Annotated in this window: 19 protein-coding genes; 13 read left to right on the top strand and 6 right to left on the bottom strand. The window is 39.2% G+C overall.

Translation table 11 applies throughout. The annotated features are described in order from the left end of the window. Window positions 1-2 precede the first annotated feature (2 nt). Window positions 3-236 (bottom strand): hypothetical protein, encoded by a 234-nt coding sequence (locus F9856_RS10425; protein WP_202106553.1) that lies wholly within the window; start codon window positions 234-236, stop codon window positions 3-5. Window positions 237-342: 106 nt separating this feature from the next. Between F9856_RS10425 and F9856_RS10420 the strand changes: the two genes are divergently transcribed. From F9856_RS10420 to F9856_RS10390, 7 genes are all read left to right on the top strand, one after another. Further along, window positions 343-1074: an ABC transporter ATP-binding protein gene (locus tag F9856_RS10420; protein WP_202106552.1), complete on the top strand. Its 732-nt coding sequence runs from the start codon at window positions 343-345 to the stop codon at window positions 1072-1074. A gap of 17 nt (window positions 1075-1091) precedes the next feature. Continuing rightward, on the top strand, window positions 1092-2408 hold the full coding sequence (locus tag F9856_RS10415; RefSeq protein ID WP_202106551.1) for a beta-carotene 15,15'-monooxygenase: 1317 nt from the start codon (window positions 1092-1094) through the stop codon (window positions 2406-2408). Window positions 2409-2435: 27 nt separating this feature from the next. Next, window positions 2436-2897: a TFIIB-type zinc ribbon-containing protein gene (locus F9856_RS10410; RefSeq protein WP_202106550.1), complete on the top strand. Its 462-nt coding sequence runs from the start codon at window positions 2436-2438 to the stop codon at window positions 2895-2897. Continuing rightward, a complete protein-coding gene (locus F9856_RS10405; RefSeq protein WP_202106549.1) occupies window positions 2887-3690 on the top strand; it encodes a conjugal transfer protein in 804 nt (267 codons plus the stop codon). Before F9856_RS10410 ends, F9856_RS10405 begins: the two co-directional genes overlap by 11 nt. Window positions 3691-3773: 83 nt before the next feature. Next, on the top strand, window positions 3774-4970 hold the full coding sequence (locus F9856_RS10400; RefSeq protein WP_202106548.1) for a protein kinase family protein: 1197 nt from the start codon (window positions 3774-3776) through the stop codon (window positions 4968-4970). 496 nt (window positions 4971-5466) lie between these two features. Continuing rightward, on the top strand, window positions 5467-5916 hold the full coding sequence (locus tag F9856_RS10395) for a pyridoxamine 5'-phosphate oxidase family protein (protein ID WP_002942240.1): 450 nt from the start codon (window positions 5467-5469) through the stop codon (window positions 5914-5916). Between the two features lie 90 nt (window positions 5917-6006). Next, on the top strand, window positions 6007-6354 hold the full coding sequence (locus F9856_RS10390; RefSeq protein ID WP_029943129.1) for a metal-sulfur cluster assembly factor: 348 nt from the start codon (window positions 6007-6009) through the stop codon (window positions 6352-6354). A 15-nt stretch (window positions 6355-6369) separates the two neighbouring features. Here the strand turns inward: F9856_RS10390 and F9856_RS10385 are convergent, their stop codons facing one another. The 5 genes from F9856_RS10385 to F9856_RS10365 form a co-directional block, all read right to left on the bottom strand. Continuing rightward, window positions 6370-8064 carry a DUF6176 family protein gene (locus F9856_RS10385; protein ID WP_202106547.1) on the bottom strand — a complete coding sequence of 565 codons (1695 nt, stop codon included), beginning with the start codon at window positions 8062-8064 and terminating at the stop codon, window positions 6370-6372. A gap of 32 nt (window positions 8065-8096) precedes the next feature. Next, window positions 8097-9812, bottom strand: a complete 1716-nt coding sequence (gene ilvD / locus F9856_RS10380) for a dihydroxy-acid dehydratase (protein ID WP_044674041.1) — start codon at window positions 9810-9812, stop codon at window positions 8097-8099. Window positions 9813-9970: 158 nt separating this feature from the next. Then, a complete protein-coding gene (locus tag F9856_RS10375) occupies window positions 9971-10387 on the bottom strand; it encodes a hypothetical protein (RefSeq protein ID WP_172048082.1) in 417 nt (138 codons plus the stop codon). Further along, the gene (locus F9856_RS10370) at window positions 10362-11300 is read right to left on the bottom strand and encodes a phosphodiester glycosidase family protein (protein ID WP_202106546.1); all 939 of its coding nucleotides are present in this window, start codon (window positions 11298-11300) and stop codon (window positions 10362-10364) included. The genes F9856_RS10375 and F9856_RS10370 overlap by 26 nt, the downstream gene beginning before the upstream one ends. Next, on the bottom strand, window positions 11287-12339 hold the full coding sequence (locus tag F9856_RS10365; RefSeq protein WP_202106545.1) for a bifunctional glycosyltransferase family 2/GtrA family protein: 1053 nt from the start codon (window positions 12337-12339) through the stop codon (window positions 11287-11289). The genes F9856_RS10370 and F9856_RS10365 overlap by 14 nt, the downstream gene beginning before the upstream one ends. A gap of 225 nt (window positions 12340-12564) precedes the next feature. Here F9856_RS10365 and F9856_RS10360 point away from each other — a divergent pair, with 225 nt between their 5' ends. From F9856_RS10360 to F9856_RS10335, 6 genes are all read left to right on the top strand, one after another. Beyond that, complete coding sequence (locus F9856_RS10360) at window positions 12565-14268, top strand: acetolactate synthase large subunit (protein ID WP_002942251.1); 1704 nt, start codon at window positions 12565-12567, stop codon at window positions 14266-14268. Beyond that, window positions 14261-14737, top strand: a complete 477-nt coding sequence (gene ilvN, locus F9856_RS10355) for an acetolactate synthase small subunit (protein WP_024418507.1) — start codon at window positions 14261-14263, stop codon at window positions 14735-14737. The genes F9856_RS10360 and ilvN overlap by 8 nt, the downstream gene beginning before the upstream one ends. A 131-nt stretch (window positions 14738-14868) precedes the next feature. Then, on the top strand, window positions 14869-15891 hold the full coding sequence (gene ilvC / locus F9856_RS10350; RefSeq protein ID WP_009910803.1) for a ketol-acid reductoisomerase: 1023 nt from the start codon (window positions 14869-14871) through the stop codon (window positions 15889-15891). Between the two features lie 294 nt (window positions 15892-16185). Further along, complete coding sequence (gene ilvA, locus F9856_RS10345; RefSeq protein WP_024376590.1) at window positions 16186-17436, top strand: threonine ammonia-lyase IlvA; 1251 nt, start codon at window positions 16186-16188, stop codon at window positions 17434-17436. A 9-nt stretch (window positions 17437-17445) separates the two neighbouring features. After that, window positions 17446-18348: an SPFH domain-containing protein gene (locus tag F9856_RS10340; protein ID WP_002942264.1), complete on the top strand. Its 903-nt coding sequence runs from the start codon at window positions 17446-17448 to the stop codon at window positions 18346-18348. Window positions 18349-18433: 85 nt separating this feature from the next. Further along, complete coding sequence (locus F9856_RS10335) at window positions 18434-18643, top strand: hypothetical protein (protein WP_009910800.1); 210 nt, start codon at window positions 18434-18436, stop codon at window positions 18641-18643. Window positions 18644-18687 lie beyond the last annotated feature (44 nt).

The raw sequence follows: 18687 nt of genomic DNA, 5'->3' as shown, positions 1-18687 counted from the left end.
AGTCAGCCCGTCAATGAAGCTCCACGCTTCAATTCCTCCTCGACCTTCGTCCATTCTGGACGACTGGGCTCCCCACGAAACAAGATCAGCCAAGCTGTCCATTTTTTCTCCCCAGGTCTCCGTCTCCCCTCTCGATAATATGTCAACTTCTCGGCTGACAAGTTCGAGGTGTCGTCTTCGACTGTCGCCCGAATAACGGGCGAATGTTTGCTAATTGCAAACAAGAAGGTACTCATGAATAAAGTGCTCTTTATCGAGACAAATACCAGCTAATAGCTCCTTAATTCACAAAATAGTTGTATAATAGAATCAAAGATAACGCTAAAATCAGGAGGAGTAATGATGGATAATCATGTCGCTGTTAAAGTCACAAACCTTTCAAAAGAATTTTTGTTAGGACCAGACAAGACTGTTTCTATTTTGAAAGATGTTTCTTTATCTGTAAACTTTGGGGAGTTTGTCTCGATCCTTGGTGTCAGTGGGTCTGGGAAATCAACCTTGCTAAATTGCTTATCCAGTTTATCTGAACCAACAAGTGGCGAAGTTGTTATCAATGGTGTGAATCCATATAAGCTAAAAGATGGAAAACTTGCTAAATTTAGACGTCAAGATATTGCCATTATTTTTCAAAACTATAATTTGGTTCCTGCGTTACCTGTACTAGAAAATGTTACATTGCCTTTGAGACTTTCAGGAAAGACTGTTGATAGCCATCACGTCAAAGCATTGTTGGATGGTCTAAATTTTAAAGCAGACCTCTCGTCATTAGTGTCTACCTTATCAGGTGGAGAACAGCAAAAAGTGGCTATTTCTCGTGCCATATTAGCAGATAGCAAGATTATTTTTGCTGATGAGCCAACAGGAGCCTTGGATAGTGTCTCAAGGAAACTTATTTTTGATTTCCTTCGTCAGTTAGCCAGTCAGGGAAAATGTGTGTTTATGGTTACTCACGATATTGAGTTGGCTTCAAAAACTGACAGAGCACTCATTTTAAAAGATGGAAAGATTTCTCAACAATTGATGAAACCATCCGCAACTGAGCTCTACCAAGCACTTGAAACCAGTAAAGATTGATTTGAGGAGAATTGTTTATGCTAAAATTAATCATTTACCAATTTCAATACACCAAAAGGCAATGGTTAGGCACAATACCACTCTTATTTGTCTCTAGCCTGATTGTTGGCACCTCCTTATTTGGTATTGCTAGTGCATTAAAAACCGCCAATATAAACGCTTCTCAACTATTTCAGATGCCCATTATCTTTGGAGGGACGACTCTATTTTTCCTTATTTCAAATAGTATAAGACTGCTAATAGATATCTTTAAAAAGGATTATCAATTATGGACGATTTTAGGGGCAAGTAAATCTCAATTATCTATACTTATCGCTGGTCAGTTTTATTTAATGGCTCTGATTGTTAGTATTATTGGAACAATACTTTCATTCGCTACGACAGATAGCTACTACAAATTTTTACAACAGTTATTAGGAAGGGATGAGCTACCTGATTTGATTATTATTGCCAATATTCCAACTGTTTTATTGAGCATTTTTATAGTGCCAACGATTGTTGGATTAGGGGCTTATTTTTACTCTATTCGAATACTGAAAAAAGAATCTATTTCAAAACAAAATTATAGAACAAGAAAAATTAAGGTAGCCAGGTTTGTTAATATATCTATCCGCTTGCTCCTATGGTTATTGTGCGTAGGCTCTATTGTTTCAGCAGGTTTTATCCAAAATAGAGAAGTGATGGCCACACAGTCTAGTATCATTTTATTTTTATTAATTATTCACATCTTTATTATTCAATCCTTATCGCCATCAGTACAGATTGGGTTAATAAAATTATTGATGAAGATATTCCCGACTGAACATTATGTCATCAATACAGGTTTTTGGAATCTGTTATACAATCCTAGCTATTTAAAAAGTCTACAGACTTCAGTGGCTATGGGGATAACGCTCATCTCTGGGTTTATCCTTTACACCCTGAATATGTATGCTTTCATGAATACAGCAAACAGTATTCACGAAGCAAGGGCCTCCTTCATTGCTTATCTGTCTGCTCCTATAATTCTGATTATTACTAATTCAATTTCTCTCACTATTTTATCTTCCAACAAAGATAGTGAAGACATTAGACAGTTACAAACACTGGGTGTGTCAAGATTACAACTTTTTAAAATACGTGTTGCAGAAGCAATAATACATTCCGTGTTAATCTTATTAGTCTCTGTCGTTTTCAATGCCATTATTTTAATTTTAGTATACTTTATCGGTCAACTTTTTGGACAAAGTGCAGTAGATATAGTAGGTTTTTGGCAACCTAGCCTTATTATTCTTTGTTTGTTAGTTATCTTTTATAGTATTACAAAGGGGTTTTATTTATTTAAAGATAGATAAATTGGAAAAGTTACAGAGAGGATTACAATGTCAAGTGATAAAATTTTTGAAATACCTATTCCTAGTGATAATGATGGATTTATTGTTTTAAAATGTCCAATTTGTAGTGAAAAATTTATGATTCAAGTCCAAGATGTAAATGATGATAGCTTGATAGTTGTTTGGTGCCCTAAGTGTGGTCTCAAGAGTGATAATTATTTAGATGATGATGTAAATGATTTGGCAGAAAATATAATTCAAAACTATGTTGCTGATTTATTAGATGATTTTTCGAAGGATATGGAGAGAACATTTAGAAACAATAAAAATATACAATTTAAAGGAAGTAAAAAGATAGCTAGGGAATCAGAAATGCCAATTGGAAGAAAGGTTGGAGACTTCGAAGAGAAAAAATACTTGTGTTGTGATAAAGTAGTAAAATTACGAACTACAACAAAATTCGAAGGCGGTTATTGTCCGTTTTGTGGGGAGTTAGTAGATGGAGATTAATAAAAAAGAACTTAGAAAAATTAGCAGAAGATTTAGAAAATTGGCTTCAAATGTGATGAATGCTTATTTCGGAGAACAGACAGATGCATTAATAGAATTTATAGATTATGTTAAGGGGACATCTTTGATATTTGATTATGTTGAGAGCTTAGCTTATGATATAGAGGGGTTAGAATCAGAACTCGATAAAATTGCTTCCTCATATGGAAGTAAAGCTTTAGAACTGGGGGCTGATAGCCGTAGAAGAACTTATCTTTTATATAGAGCTTTTGACTATATTGCCCTTAAAAAGTTGTCTACAACTGATTTTGGACGGTACTATGCACATAGTAAAAAATATCAAGATATGGCAAAAGCATTTGGTGATAGGTTGATTTATCCATTTGTTATAGAAATTGAGGAGTATATTAAGGATATTGCGACAGATATGGGATTTGATAATGATAGTTCATATAATATAACGATTAATAGTTCAGGAGTACAGGTAAACATTGCTGAACACGGTAGTACGGTTAATGCTGAACAAGCAAATATTATCAATGCTGAAGCATTCACGAAAGCTATAGAGAATGTTGAAGATGCTATTGAAAAACTAGAAAATACTGAATCTAAATCAGTACTCAAGCAGAACTTGGAGATCATTAAAAATGAGATTCAAGAACCACAACCAAAGCAATCAATCTTAACTTCAGCTTTTAATACAATAAAATTTATCGCTACGGCGGTTGCCTTAACACCCGATTTAACAGAAGGAATTGAATTGCTTGCCTCAGTAATTGGAATTAACAGCTGAAAAAGATGTATTTTTGAAGATAGGATGTATGAAAAAGCTACAACCTGAACTTGGAGATTAATAGATTTGTGAGGTAGGTTCAATTGATTTCTGTAAATAACAATGCAAAATTATTGAATGGCATAGTGAGTATTGAAAGAGATTATATTAGTTACTTTGGCAAAGAGTTCGCTATTGATTATGAACATCTTTACAAAGAGGGGTTTGATGAAAGGCTGAGTCAGCTATGTTCTAGTTTACACCATCAGTTAGTGGAGGCATTAAGAATATTAAATGATAGTATAAACGGAGGGAGACATTTTTGGGCTATCCCAAGTAGAGATTTGATAAAAGCCATTTCACTGTCCAACAGATTTGTTAATAACCTTAAGAATTCTGGGGAGAATGTTGTTATTGTTGAATACTACGATAAAATATTGAAAAAATGCAGTGACTTTCTATCATCATCTGGTGGAAGTTCAGTGCCGAACGATATGATGGAAGTTGAAATATATTATGAGCTCCCTATCTTTGAAACTTCTGCTGTGGTTCAATTACCTAATAATTTTTTACAAAAGTTTCAATTAAAACCAGTTGGTAATGGTTCATATGCATCTGTTTTTAGTTATTTTGATGAAAACTATAATAAACTTTTTGCATTAAAACGTGCTAGTAGAACTATTGGACCTAAAGACTTAGAAAGATTCTATTTGGAATTTGACACGATGAAAAGATTAAATTCGCCATATATATTGGAAGTCTATTCTATTGATAAAAAGAAAAATGAATATATTATGGAATATGCCGATACTACTCTTTTAAAATACATTACCACTCACAATCAAAAACTGACTTTTGAGGACAGAAAGTCATTGTGTAATCAAATTATTAAAGGGTTTGAGTACTTAGCTGAAAAAGATATATTACATAGAGATATTTCTCCGAATAATATTTTAATAAAACAATATGAGGATGCTAAAATTATTAAGATTGCCGATTTGGGTAATGTAAAGCTAAGCGAAAGCATATTAACATCTCTTGATACAGAAATACGAGGAGCATTTAATGATTATTCGGGACTTCAACGAGTAGGATATAGTAATTATAATTTTTATTTTGAAGGTTTTGCTTTGTCTAAGTTACTGTATTTTGTTTTGACAGGTAGGTATAAAGATTTTACTAAATTTGAATATAGTAATTTAGAGAAATTTATTAATCAAGGCATAAATCCAGATTTTAGTAAGAGATTTGGCAATATTCATGAACTACGGAGAGCATTTTCTCAAATAAAACCTAAATAAAACCACCTCATATATGAGATGGCCGACTAGTCTATTTTATGGTGTTAATTGGTGTCAATTTTATCCAAATCAGAGGATTTTAGTCCATTTTCATGGAAGTTTCATTTGCGTAAATGTTGATATAACGGGATTTATAAGGGTTGAGAATTCTTCATTTTCAATAGCGAAATTCTCAAAACGTTAATTATCAGCGATATATCAACGGTTCAAAGCACTCAAGAGTCGCTTTTTTATAATTAGGTAGTTTTTATAGTTACAACGGATTTTGATTGATGTCATAATCGGTTCAGAGTCAAATCCATACCAATTGGAAATCAAAAGGGTTGAGGAACCTTTGAAGGTTGAAAATGAGGCAAACATAGCTACCTTCTTTAATGGTTCTGTCAGTAGGGAGTTGTTCATGAAACACTTTCACCATTTCTATCAATATCCCACTTAACATTTTCGCTTGTTTTTGATATACTTTAGAAAATAGGTGTTTTCAAGGGGTGATACCATGGAACTAAAAGATATTATGCATATTTTGGAAGATATGAAGGTTGGAGTTTTTGCAACTCTGGATGAGTATGGAAATCCACATGCTCGTCATGCTCATATCACTGCAGCAAACGAAGAAGGGATTTTCTTTATGACAAGCCCAGAAACGCATTTCTATGATCAATTGATGGGGGATCAAAGAGTTGCGATGACGGCTATTTCTGAGGAAGGGTACCTTATCCAGGTAGTGCGTGTAGAAGGGACTGCCAGACCTGTGGAGAACGACTATCTAAAGACAGTTTTTGCGGATAATCCTTATTATCAACATATCTATAAAGATGAGTCTAGTGATACAATGCAAGTATTTCAGATTTATGCTGGTCATGGCTTCTATCATAGCTTGACTCAAGGTCATAAGTATATCTTTTCTATTGGTCAAGGTGAGAATTCAGAGGTTCGTACACTTTGAAAACTAGATGAAAACATCTGATAAGACAAGTATATTTCAAATAATTATGATACAATACTTTTTATAAATGTTTTAGGAGTGTTTGGATAAATGAGAGAAGATATTCAGATCAATGAGCGAGCCCTTGTTTTGTCAGAACAGTTGGTAGAGGTTTTGGAATCTATTTATGATCCGGAAATTGAATTGGATATTTATAATTTAGGTTTGGTCTACGAGATAAATATTGATGAAGCTGGTTTTTGTAAGGTTGTTATGACCTTTACAGATTCAGGTTGTTCTTGTGCGGATACTATGCCTGGTGAATTGGTTGCGGCCTTGAAAATGATTGATGGTATAAACGATGCACAGGTAGAGATTGTCTGGTCTCCTGCTTGGAAAATGACACGCATCAGCCGTCTAGGACGGATTACATTGGGTATTAGTCCGAAAAGAAAATGAGTTGCGTGGAGCAGCTCATTTTTTAAATGTCTCATCGTATTGTCTGTCTAATTCTTCCATGGTTTCATAAATCGGTTTTGGAATCATAATAACCTGGGGTTCGAGGTCAACCATACCATAGCTCGGGTCGATGCACTCTTCCCAATATTCCAAATGTTTTTTGTCGATATAGGATTCTGAATCTTCGACTTCATTCCCTCCTTCGGCTTGAATAGAATACCAGTAAAGGTATTCGCGTCCGTCCAATACCTCACGGAAGATGGTTTCGACATACATTTTCTCTCCTTCAAGAGTGAGAAGGGTGTCTTCCATGTGCTCGTTGAGAAAGGCCATCCATTCATCTACTTGAACGGTTTTGCCTTCTTTAACACGAAAGCGGGAGAGTTCGACGTTTAGTTTCATTTTTTCTCCTTTTTTACTCGCTAAGTAATCGCACTGCAGTAACAAAGTTTTCGGGAAGGTGTAGGAGAAGACTTGTCTGTGTGAATAATTCTCAAAAATTGGTGCTGCGATATTGTCAAAAGAGAGAACGGGCTTTTGATTTACAATGACATGCTCTAGCAATTCATCTAATTTACTCCCATGGTTAATATCAAGATAGATATCGCAATTTTTTATCATATCTACTAAGACATAAGCGATGATATGTGGATAGATGAAGACATTTTCTTGGCTACTTAGTTGTTTTAAATTATTCGCGACATCTGTAAAAGCTGTGATATGGAACTCATAATCAGGAAGCTGTTTAACAAGGTATTCAATATTTTGCAACCAATGAGTATTGGTGATTATGAGTAATTTTCCCTTGCAGTGTTTTTTAGGAATCATTGTTTGAATATTTTCCCATTTTTTCAGGATGTCTGTCCAAGCTAGGAAGTGATAGTGCCACCATACATCACGAAGACGTCCAGAAGAATAAGTATTCCAAGGTTTATCTCCGGAGATATAGTGCAGAATTTTAGGCAAGGGGTCTAAGCTGAGTTCAAATAGATGCTGATGGCGATAAGAAAAGGCTCCTTGATCAAATCCGATTTGAAAATTATAGGTATCATCTAACCAAATTGCTTCGTGACCTAAAACCAAGTTTAAAATAGTTTGGTCACCTTCTTGAATGGAATCCTTTTCCTGTTCTGTTTTTTCGACTAATTTAGTAGTAATATTTTCGGCTTTCCAACGTTTGTTGTTAATGAGCATCATACCGGAATTAAAACCTAGTCCGTAGCCAAATGTTGCTCGAACGACAGCTAGATAGTGTTGGCTAATGTCAATAGTGAATAAGTTGTCTAGGGAATCAGTAATGATGATGTCGCTATCTAGATACAATACTTTGTCCTCGGAGACAAACTGAGGAATAAAGTAGCGGGCAAATGCCATGTATGTAATATGTGAAAAACCAGCATACCAGTCTCTATTTAGAGGGACGTCTAATAATTTTATATCGATTAAATCGCTACCAATTTGATTTAGTAACGATTTATAATGAATAAACCATTCTTTAGGGATATCCTGATTAAAAATATAAATTTTAAGATGACTATTATGAAAAATCAAGGATTTCAATGTTGTTTCAATTTGACGGATATAACCATAGTCACCCGCTAGAACTACAGCCCTCTTCTCTTCTCTTCTCTTCTCTTCTCTTCTCTTCTCTTCCTTATGCGGTTGCTTATTGGAAGTCAGAGGAGAGGTCGAATCTTGTAGTTTGACCATACAGTTTCCTCCCTGTGGATTTACGAGTTCTTTTATTTTTTCCCAGTTTGTTCTGGTCTCCAGAAGTCGGTAACGGCTCCTTTAGAGGCAGAGGATACAGTGTGAGCGTATTTTCCGAGAACACCACGAGAGTAGAGTGGTGGAATAACAGTTGTTTTCTTGCGTTCTTCGATTTCTTGGTCAGAAACGTGCATGGTGATTTCTTTTGTATCTTGATCAACCGTCACCAAATCACCTGTACGGAGGTAGGCAATTGGACCACCATCCTGAGCTTCAGGAGCGATGTGGCCAACAACCAGTCCATAAGTTCCGCCAGAGAAACGACCATCTGTTAGAAGGGCTACCTTGTCACCTTGGCCTTTTCCGACAATCATAGAAGAAAGTGACAACATTTCAGGCATACCAGGACCGCCTTTTGGTCCAACATAGCGGACAACGACTACATCGCCATCGACGATTTCGTCAGTCAAGACTGCTTCAATCGCCTCTTCTTCTGAGTCAAAGACCTTGGCTGGACCTGTATGGTTGCGGACTTTCACGCCAGAAACTTTTGCAACCGCACCTTCAGGAGCCAGATTACCCTTGAGGATGATGAGTGGGCCATCTGCACGTTTTGGATTTTCAAGTGGCATGATGACATCTTGTCCTGGTGTCAAGTCTGCAAAAGCTTCAAGGTTTTCAGCAACGGTTTTCCCCGTACATGTGATGCGGTCACCATGAAGGAAGCCGTTTTTGAGCAAGTACTTCATGACAGCAGGGACACCACCGACATTATAGAGGTCTTGGAAAACATATTTTCCTGATGGTTTTAGGTCTGCTAAGTGAGGTACGCGTTCTTGGAAATCATTGAAGTCTTCAAGTGTGAGGTCGACATTGGCAGCATGAGCGATGGCTAGAAGGTGAAGGGTAGCGTTGGTTGAACCACCGAGTGCCATGGTAACAGTGATAGCATCTTCAAAGGCTTCACGAGTCATAATGTCAGATGGTTTGATGCCAAGTTCTAGCATGCGTACAACAGCACGACCAGCTTCTTCAATATCCGCTTTTTTCTCAGGAGATTCAGCAGGGTGAGAAGAAGAGCCAGGGATGGACATCCCCATTACCTCAATGGCAGTAGCCATGGTATTGGCCGTGTACATACCACCACAACCACCAGGTCCAGGGCAGGCATTGCATTCGATTTGACGAACTTCTTCAGCAGTTAAGTCGCCGTTGTTCCATTTTCCGATTCCTTCAAAGACAGAAACCAAGTCAATATCTTTACCATTGAGGTTACCTGGTGCGATGGTTCCACCGTAGGCAAAGATAGCAGGAATATCCATATTGGCGATAGCAATCATAGAACCAGGCATGTTTTTGTCACAGCCACCGATTGCGACAAAGGCATCGACGTTGTGACCGCCCATGGCCGCTTCAATAGAGTCAGCGATAATATCACGTGAAGTCAAGGAGAAACGCATGCCAGGAGTTCCCATGGCAATTCCATCTGCTACCGTAATGGTTCCATACTGTACAGGCCAGGCACCTGCATCCTTAACACCTTCTTTGGCTAATTTTCCAAAGTCATGAAGGTGAATGTTACAAGGTGTATTTTCAGCCCATGTCGAAATAACCCCAACAATCGGTTTTTCAAAACTATCGTCGGTCATTCCTGTTGCTCTTAACATAGCACGGTTAGGTGATTTGACCATCGAATCATAGACAGAACTACGATGACGGAGGTTTTTTAGTGTATCTTTTTCGGTCATTACTCTTCTCCCTATCTTATTTTACCCATTATATCATAGATATGAAAGAAACGATAAAAGATTTGATAACTAATTGGAAATTTCCGAATTTTTCAATAATTCATTCTACAGTAAAAGGCACCTAAGAATGTTAAGTGCCCTTACAATTTATTTGTAGATTAAGTGGTCGTTTTTCGATAATTGTTTGCGGATGGATTGATGAAAAGACCGACTAACGATAGAACTAGGAAGGCTGCGCCGATGTACCAATAAGGTTGATCTAAGGTAGTTGAACGTCCAGATAGGTTGATAATGCCTCGGAGAAGACAACCAGCTGTAATAGTTGCAACGCCAGAATTCCACAAATTATAAGAGGGACGTGAAAGGGTAGGTATAAGTTGCAGCAGACCGAGTAGCACAGCTCCGCCTATTAATGGTACACAGAACATATAATGCATGAAGATTGAAACTTCGCCATAGCTGAGACTTTCATAGATTCGACTGAAAATAAACAGGAAAGCTGTTATTGCTAAGTAGGAGATAAACGTTCTTGAAACTCTTGTAGTTGAATTAGTAACCGATGTAGACAATGTCACTCACCGCCCTTTCTGAGATAGTATTTCCATTTGTTGTTGGATTGTTGATGACTTGGCCGTTGAAGTAGAGGGTTGACGAACCACCACCGTCAAGGTTATAGGCTGTTTGGGCACCATACTGCTTCATAACCTCGGCCATTTGATAGAGAGAAAGTCCTTGGCTTTCAGACGTACGTCCATCTGCTACGACGATGATATAATGATTTTCATCGATAATCCCGATAGCAGAACGAGGGTTGGATGACATTGCACGTCCGACTTCTGTTGAAGTATCGACGACAATTTCGCCGTTTTCGACCAATGATGGACCGAATGCTAAGAGGTTGACAACGCCCTTGTCAATCAATTCTTGAGCAGTGATTTCATTTTCATAGATGACTTCAAATGAGCCGTCTGCGTAGATGGCCAAGTCGCCATAAGCTGCATTGTCCCGAACAGTGTCTCGATACAGAACCCCATTCTTAATAACATAACCAGTCGAGTTGGCTCCGTAGTAGTCACCATTAACCGCTAAGATAGCATTGTTTGCTGCCGCAGTTTCAGAAGTTTTAGCTGTTACGTTTGTACCGTAAGTGTTTTGTGCGAGTGCTGTTTTTAAATACTCGGGTGAGCTGACCTGAATATCTGCGACGTAAATAGTTGTGTTGTTGGTAGTAATCGTCTCTAAATTTATCTGAATATTATCATCAGAGTAACTAGTATCCGTTGTAGAGACATTGTTTGCTGTTGTGGTAGTAGTGGAAGACGAAGCTGTGGTCGTATTCTGCTCGCTCGTAGAAGTAGCATTGCTTGCTGAGACGGTTGTTATCGCTTCAGAAATGACGAAGGTTTTTAACATGGAGTAAGTAAAGCCTCCTGTCAAAAGCATTCCGAAGATGGATGCGTAGGCAAAGGGTTTTTTAAGCAATTTCATGGGAAAATGATTTCCTTTCTTTGAAAATAATATTCTTTTGAACAAACCAAGAGGTTAGGAAAAGGAAGATACCAACTGCAAGTTTGACAATGTAGAGGTTGAGTCCTAGAATTTGGTGGAAGAGATAGAGGAGGGCTGTATCGCAAAGGAAGAGGACAAGGGCTAGTGTAAAGTAGCCGGCGCCTGTTCGTGCGATGCTCTCTTCATTGTTAAAGACTAATTTCTTATTAAGTGCAAAATTACAGGTTGCGCTACAAATGCGAGCAATCGTGTTTGCGACCAATAAGCGTAGAGCAGTTGGTAAGCTAGTGAGTAGTAATAAGGCAAGTGCATACACTCCGTAGTCAACTAGAAATCCACCAAAAGATGCCAGGGCAAATTTGAAGAGATTCTTGTAAATGAGCAGTCCATCTTTTATGGGACGAAAATGCGAACTGGCATTATCATCGATATAAATGGTTTGGATTGGAACTTCCGTAATTTTATAGCGTTGACTTGCCTGAGTTAACATGTTCATCTCGTACTCATAGCGGTCGCCTTCAATATCTAACATGAATGGAATTAAGTCAGTATGGAATCCACGCAAGCCTGTTTGGGTATCGGACACATTGACACCAGTCTGCAGTCTAAACAATACTCTAGTCAGTTTGTTACCAAAACGACTCCGAAAGGGAATATCCTTAGTAAATTGACGGACGCCAAGGATGAGGCGACTGGGTAGGTTCATGGCAGCGCGTGCGACACGGTCTATATCATTCACAGCGTGTTGACCATCTGCATCAGCGGCAACAACGACACCAGGCTTTCTCAAATCTTGGATGAAACTAAAGGCAGTCCGTAAGGCTTGGCCTTTTCCTTTGTTGACATCATGGTGTAGAACAATGGCATAGGTTTTGGCGATTTCAAGAATATTTTTGGATTCGCCTGTACTTCCGTCATCTACAACGATGACCTGACAATTTAGCCTGTTTTTCATTATTTCTAATAGTTGGATTAATTTTTCATCTGGCTGGTAAGCCGGTATCGCTACATAATACATATCCTAAACCTCATTTATTTTTCTTGTTGGGACTACTATACTGAAGTTTTCTAAAAGCAAGCTGAAACCAAGCCAGTCAAGGGATTGGCTTAAGTTTTACTTAAGAAAATGTTAGGAAATCGTTAAGAAAACGAACAAATGTAGGAATTTTCAGAAAATTTCTTGACATTCTACTTCCTTGTGATAATATAGTAGATAACACATTTGCAGAGAGGAGGAATATTCGTGCAAGAAATTCAACTAGACCAACCGCGTTCGGGGTCCTATCTCATTTTGGACACCCTGCATCAGCTAGGAGTAGACCTTGTTTTTGGTTATCCTGGTGGGGCAGTTTTGCCTCTATATGATGCTATTTATCAATATGAGGGAATCCAGCATATTTTGGCTCGTCATGAACAAGGAGCGGTCCACGAGGCCGAAGGATACGCTAAATCATCAGGAAAGGTGGGCGTAGCCATTGTAACCTCTGGTCCAGGAGCAACAAATGCCATCACAGGCATTGCGGATGCAATGGGAGATAGCGTCCCTTTGTTGGTCTTTACAGGTCAAGTAGCTACACGGGGGATCGGTAAGGATGCCTTTCAAGAGGCCGATGTTTTGGGCATGACCATGCCCATTACGAAATATAATTATCAGATTCGAGATACGGCAGATATTCCTCGTGTGATTACAGAGGCGCTTCATATTGCAACAACTGGTCGTCCAGGTCCGGTTGTCATTGACGTTCCAAAAGATATTCAAGAGAGAGTAGTTGATTTTTATCACGATCCAACTGTTCAACTTCCAAGTTATCAACCGACAGTTGAACCGAATGGTTTGCAGGTTAAGAAAATTTTGAAACAGCTTAGCCAAGCTCAAAAACCAGTTATATTGGCTGGTGGTGGTGTCAATTATGCAGATGCCAATAAAGAATTAGTTGCCTTTGCAGAGCGCTACCGTATTCCAGTAGTTTCAACCCTCCTTGGATTAGGTGCAATGCCCATTGAGCATGAATTATCCTTGGCTATGGGGGGGATGCACGGTTCATACGCTGCCAATATGGCTATGGATCAGGCTGATTACATTATCAATATTGGAGCGCGATTCGATGACCGCCTAACAGGAAATCCAACAACCTATGCGCCAAATGCGACGGTAGCACATATTGATATTGATCCCGCAGAAATTGGTAAAGTTGTCAAAACGGCTATTCCGGTAGTAGGCGATGCTAAGGCAACCTTGAAAGCTCTACTTGCTTTAGAAACAGTCGAAACAGGCTATGCTGATTGGACGGCACAAGTATTGGAAAACAAACGTCGGGCGCCATTTTGGTATGATGAAGATGAAAAGGTTATTAAGCCACAGGCGGCAATTGAATTAATTGGTCAGTTGACGCAAGGGGATGCCATTGTCGTGACAGATGTTGGTCAGCATCAAATGTGGGCCGCTCAATTCTACCCCTACAAACATGCACGTCAACTTGTAACATCTGGTGGCATGGGGACCATGGGCTTTGGTATTCCTGCAGCTATCGGCGCCAAATTAGCCAATCCAGATAAAGAAGTAATCATCTTTGTCGGTGATGGTGGCTTCCAAATGACCAACCAAGAATTGGCTATTTTGAATGGCTATGGTGTACCGATTAAGGTTGTATTGATCAATAACCACTCTCTTGGAATGGTTCGTCAATGGCAGGAATCCTTCTATGAAAAGCGTCGTAGCCAATCTGTATTTGACGATGAACCAAATTTCCAATTGTTGGCGGAGGCCTACGGAATTAGTCATTATAGTTTTGACAATCCAGCGACTCTAAGTGAAGACATGAAAGTTATCTTAGAAGATAAACCAATGCTCATAGAGGTTCATATTTCTAATCGTGAACATGTTCAACCGATGGTGCCAGCAGGTAAGAGCAATGCAGAAATGTTGGGGGTGAAGTTCAATGCGTAGAATGTTAACAGCTAAATTGCGAAATTCATCTGGTGTTCTGAATCGTTTTACAGGTGTCCTATCTCGTCGCCAAATCAATATTGAGTCCATCTCCGTCGGCCCAACAGAAGTAGATGGCATCTCACGTGTGACGGTGATTGTAGACGTGACCAGTCACGATGAGGTCGAACAAATCATCAAACAGCTGAACCGCTTGATTGATGTGGTCCGTGTCCGTGATTTGACGGACATTCCCCACTTAGAGCGTGAGGTGATTCTTGTTAAAATTTCAGCTCCGCCAACAAAACGAGCAGAAATTTTAGCGATTATCCAACCCTTTAGAGCAAATGTTGTCGATGTGGCACCGCACTCCATTACCATCCAAATGACAGGTGATGGAGATAAGATTGACGCCCTCCTGCGTGTGATTCAGCCTTATGGCATTAAGAATATCGCAAGAACGGGTGCGACTGGCTTTAGTAGAGACTAATCCTTTTCGATAATAAAACCTATCCTGCGTTGATTTGGCTTGATGAACGTTAGTTCTATCTTCGCCTGGTCTAGCCTTCATTTTCTTTGAACATCCAAAACTACAAATAAAAATAGAAAAGAGAAAAAATTATGACAGTAACAATGCAATATGAAAAAGATGTAACAGTAGCAGCACTTGACGGTAAACGTATCGCCGTTATCGGTTATGGTTCACAAGGTCATGCCCATGCTCAAAACTTGCGTGATACAGGGCACGATGTCATCATCGGTGTGCGTGCAGGTAAGTCATTTGACAAGGCAAAAGAAGACGGTTTTGAAACTTTTGAAGTAGCAGAAGCAGCAAAACAAGCCGATGTCATCATGATTTTGGCTCCAGACGAAATCCAAGCAGACCTTTACAATGAGGAAATCGCTCCAAACTTGGAAGCAGGCAATGCCCTTGGTTTTGCCCATGGTTTCAATGTTCACTTTGAATTTATCAAGGTACCAGCAGATGTGGATGTCTTCATGTGTGCACCTAAAGGTCCAGGTCACTTGGTCCGCCGTACCTTTGAAGAAGGTTTTGGAGTACCAGCCCTCTATGCTGTTTACCAAGATGCAACTGGCAATGCAAAACATATTGCGATGGACTGGGCAAAAGGTGTTGGTTCAGCCCGTGTTGGTCTTTTGGAAACAACTTTCAAAGAAGAGACAGAAGAAGATTTGTTTGGTGAGCAAGCTGTTCTCTGCGGTGGCTTGACAGCCCTTATGCAGGCAGGTTTTGAAGTCTTGACAGAAGCTGGTTATGCACCAGAATTGGCTTATTTCGAAGTTCTCCACGAGATGAAACTCATCGTTGACCTTGTCTACGAAGGTGGCTTTAAGAAAATGCGCCAATCTATCTCAAACACTGCTGAATTTGGTGACTATGTATCAGGTCCACGCGTGATTACAGACCAAGTCAAAGAAAACATGAAAGCAGTCCTTGCAGATATTCAATCTGGTAAATTTGCAAATGACTTTGTAAATGACTATAAAGCAGGTCGTCCACGTATGGAAGCTTATCGTAAAGAAGCAGAGAATCTTGAAATCGAAAAAGTAGGTGCAGAACTCCGCAAAGCAATGCCATTTGTCGGACGCAATGATGACGACGCATTCAAAATCTATAATTAAACACTAACATGGTAGATAGGGGGATAGTCAGCTTTACTTTGAGTGATGGCAATACATTTAAGGTTTGAGTTGGCGGATGAGGGGATGTCATTCCCTTTTTCCCTTATCTCCGAAAATGAATAAAAGAGCTGGTTTTTCCAGCTCTTTTGCCCATTTTGTTCATAAATAGATCTTTACAAAATTAAACATTCGTTTTCTGTTGAATAACATGCTAGTAGCTTGAATATAAGTATAAATACTAGGATTTTCTAGGGAATAATGATACAATAAATATAGAAAGAAATTAATGGAACTATGATTACAGCAAAAAATGTAGAACAAGCATACTCCGTTCTTAAGCGCGTGGTAGTACGTACCCCCTTGGATTATAGTCGATACTTGTCGGAAAAATATGGTGCAACTATTTATTTAAAAAGAGAAAATGAACAGCGTGTTCGCTCTTTTAAAATTCGAGGAGCCTATTATGCTATTTCACAATTGACAGATGATGAGAAGTCACGCGGAGTGGTCTGTGCTTCGGCTGGGAACCATGCTCAAGGTGTGGCCTACACCTGTCAGGAAATGCAAATTCCTGCTACGATTTTTATGCCCATTACAACTCCGCAACAAAAAATAGGGCAGGTTAAATTTTTCGGGGGAGACTACGTAGAGATTCGGCTCGTAGGTGATACCTTCGATGAGTCAGCCAAGGCAGCACAAGATTATACTCAGGAAAGTGGGAAAACCTTTATAGACCCATTCGATGATGAAAATGTGCAGGCTGGTCAAGGAACAGTAGCCTATGAAATCTTGGAAGAAGCGGAAGAGCAAACCATTAGTTTTGACCAAATTTTAGTTCCCATAGGAGGAGGTGGTCTGGTTGCAGGCGTTTCGACCTATCTGAAAGAACATGCACCTGAAATCAAGATTGTTGGTGTTGAAGCAAGTGGGGCACGGTCAATGAAAGCGGCTTTTGATAAAGGTCGTCCGGTTAAATTAGACCAAATTGATAAATTTGCTGACGGTATTGCGGTACAGAAAGTCGGTAAGTCGACCTACGAAGTGGCTCGGAAATACGTAGATCGCCTGATTGGTGTGGATGAAGGATGGATTTCCGGGACTATTTTAGACCTCTATTCTAAGCTGGGTATTGTTGCTGAGCCAGCAGGAGCAGCAACGATTGCAGCTCTTGAGGTAGTCAAGGACCAAATCAAGGGGCAAACCATTTGTTGTATCATTTCTGGTGGTAATAACGACATCAACAGGATGCCGGAAATGGAGGAACGTGCGCTTATCTACGAGGGAATTAAACACTACTTTGTTGTTAATTTTCCACAACGTCCAGGGGCTCTTCGTGAATTTGTAAATGAAATTCTAGGGCCAAATGATGATATTACTCGTTTTGAATATATCAAACGTGCCAATAAGGGAACAGGACCGGTTCTAATCGGTATTGCCCTAGGAGATAAAAAAGATTATGCGCAGTTTATTTCTCGCTTGGAAGAATTTGATCCCCAGTACATCAATCTTCATGAAAATGATTCGCTTTATAAAATGCTAGTTTAGGAGGTCATTATGGTGCTTGGTCCAATTGTTTTTATTGGTAGTTTCTTGTTTTTTGTACTGATTGCTTTGATTTTGATTGCTTCAGGGCTATACGTTGTCAAGCAGCAGACGGTCGCTATTATTGAGCGCTTTGGGAAATACCAAAAAACATCTACTTCAGGTATAAACTTTAAAATACCATTTGGAGTCGATGTCATCGCAGCCCGCATTCAATTGCGGATGTTGCAAAGTGAAATTGTGGTAGAAACCAAGACGCAGGATAACGTTTTTGTCACAATGAATGTGGCAACTCAATATCGAGTAAATGAAAATAATGTGACGGATGCCTATTACAAACTCATGCACCCAGAAGCACAGATTAAGTCCTATATTGAAGATGCCCTGCGTTCATCTGTGCCTAAATTGACCCTGGATGAGCTCTTCGAGAAAAAGGATGAGATTGCACTTGAGGTACAAAAACAAGTAGCAGAAGAAATGTCAACCTATGGTTATGTTATTGTCAAAACCTTAATTACCAAGGTAGAGCCAGACGCCGAGGTTAAACAATCTATGAATGAAATTAACGCAGCTCAGCGGAAACGGGTTGCGGCCCAGGAATTGGCAGAAGCTGACAAGATTAAAATTGTCACAGCAGCAGAGGCGGAAGCTGAAAAGGATCGCTTGCATGGTGTAGGTATTGCACAACAACGTAAGGCGATCGTAGACGGACTGGCAGATTCGATTCGTGAACTGAAAGAATCAAATGTTAGCCTATCTGAAGAGCAGATTATGTCTATCTTGCTGACCAACCAATACTTGGATACTCTCAATAATTTTGCACAAGGAGGTAATCAAACTATCTTCCTTCCAGGGAATCCGGAGGGGGTCGAAGACATAAGGACGCAAATACTATCATCACTTAGGGCAAAATGATGGTAAAAACCGAACAATTTACTTGACAAAATAGGTTTAACTGTATTATACTTAATTGCACGAATAAAAAGGAAAGGGGTTTCTCATGACAAGTTACGAAAAAGTAGCCGCTGTTGTCGGCTGGGTTCGTGAAAAGAAAATCACAGGTTACCGTATCAGTAAGGAAACAAATGCTCGTGAAATGTCAGTTATCGCTCTTGCACAAGGTCGCGCTAAGATTGACAATATTTCATTTGCAACTGCCTTGGGTTTGATTGATTTTTACGACAAAAACCACAAGAAATTTGAAAACTAATCTAAATGGTTTCATTTAGAGATGTCCAAAAAGGAGGGGAATTC

This window comes from Streptococcus suis (assembly GCF_016743335.1).
GTDB lineage: Bacteria > Bacillota > Bacilli > Lactobacillales > Streptococcaceae > Streptococcus > Streptococcus suis_Y.
Note: the sequence above shows the minus strand (reverse complement) of the source record. Positions and strands in the feature narration are given on the sequence as shown.

Coding starts and splice junctions, on each gene's coding strand:
- ilvD (WP_044674041.1), bottom strand. CDS start 9,812: ATGACCGAAAAAGATACACTAAAAAACCTCCGTCATCGTAGTTCTGTC.
- F9856_RS10385 (WP_202106547.1), bottom strand. CDS start 8,064: ATGGTCAAACTACAAGATTCGACCTCTCCTCTGACTTCCAATAAGCAA.
- F9856_RS10410 (WP_202106550.1), top strand. CDS start 2,436: ATGTCAAGTGATAAAATTTTTGAAATACCTATTCCTAGTGATAATGAT.
- F9856_RS10405 (WP_202106549.1), top strand. CDS start 2,887: ATGGAGATTAATAAAAAAGAACTTAGAAAAATTAGCAGAAGATTTAGA.
- F9856_RS10415 (WP_202106551.1), top strand. CDS start 1,092: ATGCTAAAATTAATCATTTACCAATTTCAATACACCAAAAGGCAATGG.
- F9856_RS10365 (WP_202106545.1), bottom strand. CDS start 12,339: ATGTATTATGTAGCGATACCGGCTTACCAGCCAGATGAAAAATTAATC.
- ilvA (WP_024376590.1), top strand. CDS start 16,186: ATGATTACAGCAAAAAATGTAGAACAAGCATACTCCGTTCTTAAGCGC.
- F9856_RS10395 (WP_002942240.1), top strand. CDS start 5,467: ATGGAACTAAAAGATATTATGCATATTTTGGAAGATATGAAGGTTGGA.
- F9856_RS10335 (WP_009910800.1), top strand. CDS start 18,434: ATGACAAGTTACGAAAAAGTAGCCGCTGTTGTCGGCTGGGTTCGTGAA.
- F9856_RS10340 (WP_002942264.1), top strand. CDS start 17,446: ATGGTGCTTGGTCCAATTGTTTTTATTGGTAGTTTCTTGTTTTTTGTA.
- F9856_RS10370 (WP_202106546.1), bottom strand. CDS start 11,300: ATGAAATTGCTTAAAAAACCCTTTGCCTACGCATCCATCTTCGGAATG.
- ilvN (WP_024418507.1), top strand. CDS start 14,261: ATGCGTAGAATGTTAACAGCTAAATTGCGAAATTCATCTGGTGTTCTG.
- F9856_RS10390 (WP_029943129.1), top strand. CDS start 6,007: ATGAGAGAAGATATTCAGATCAATGAGCGAGCCCTTGTTTTGTCAGAA.
- ilvC (WP_009910803.1), top strand. CDS start 14,869: ATGACAGTAACAATGCAATATGAAAAAGATGTAACAGTAGCAGCACTT.
- F9856_RS10425 (WP_202106553.1), bottom strand. CDS start 236: ATGAGTACCTTCTTGTTTGCAATTAGCAAACATTCGCCCGTTATTCGG.
- F9856_RS10420 (WP_202106552.1), top strand. CDS start 343: ATGGATAATCATGTCGCTGTTAAAGTCACAAACCTTTCAAAAGAATTT.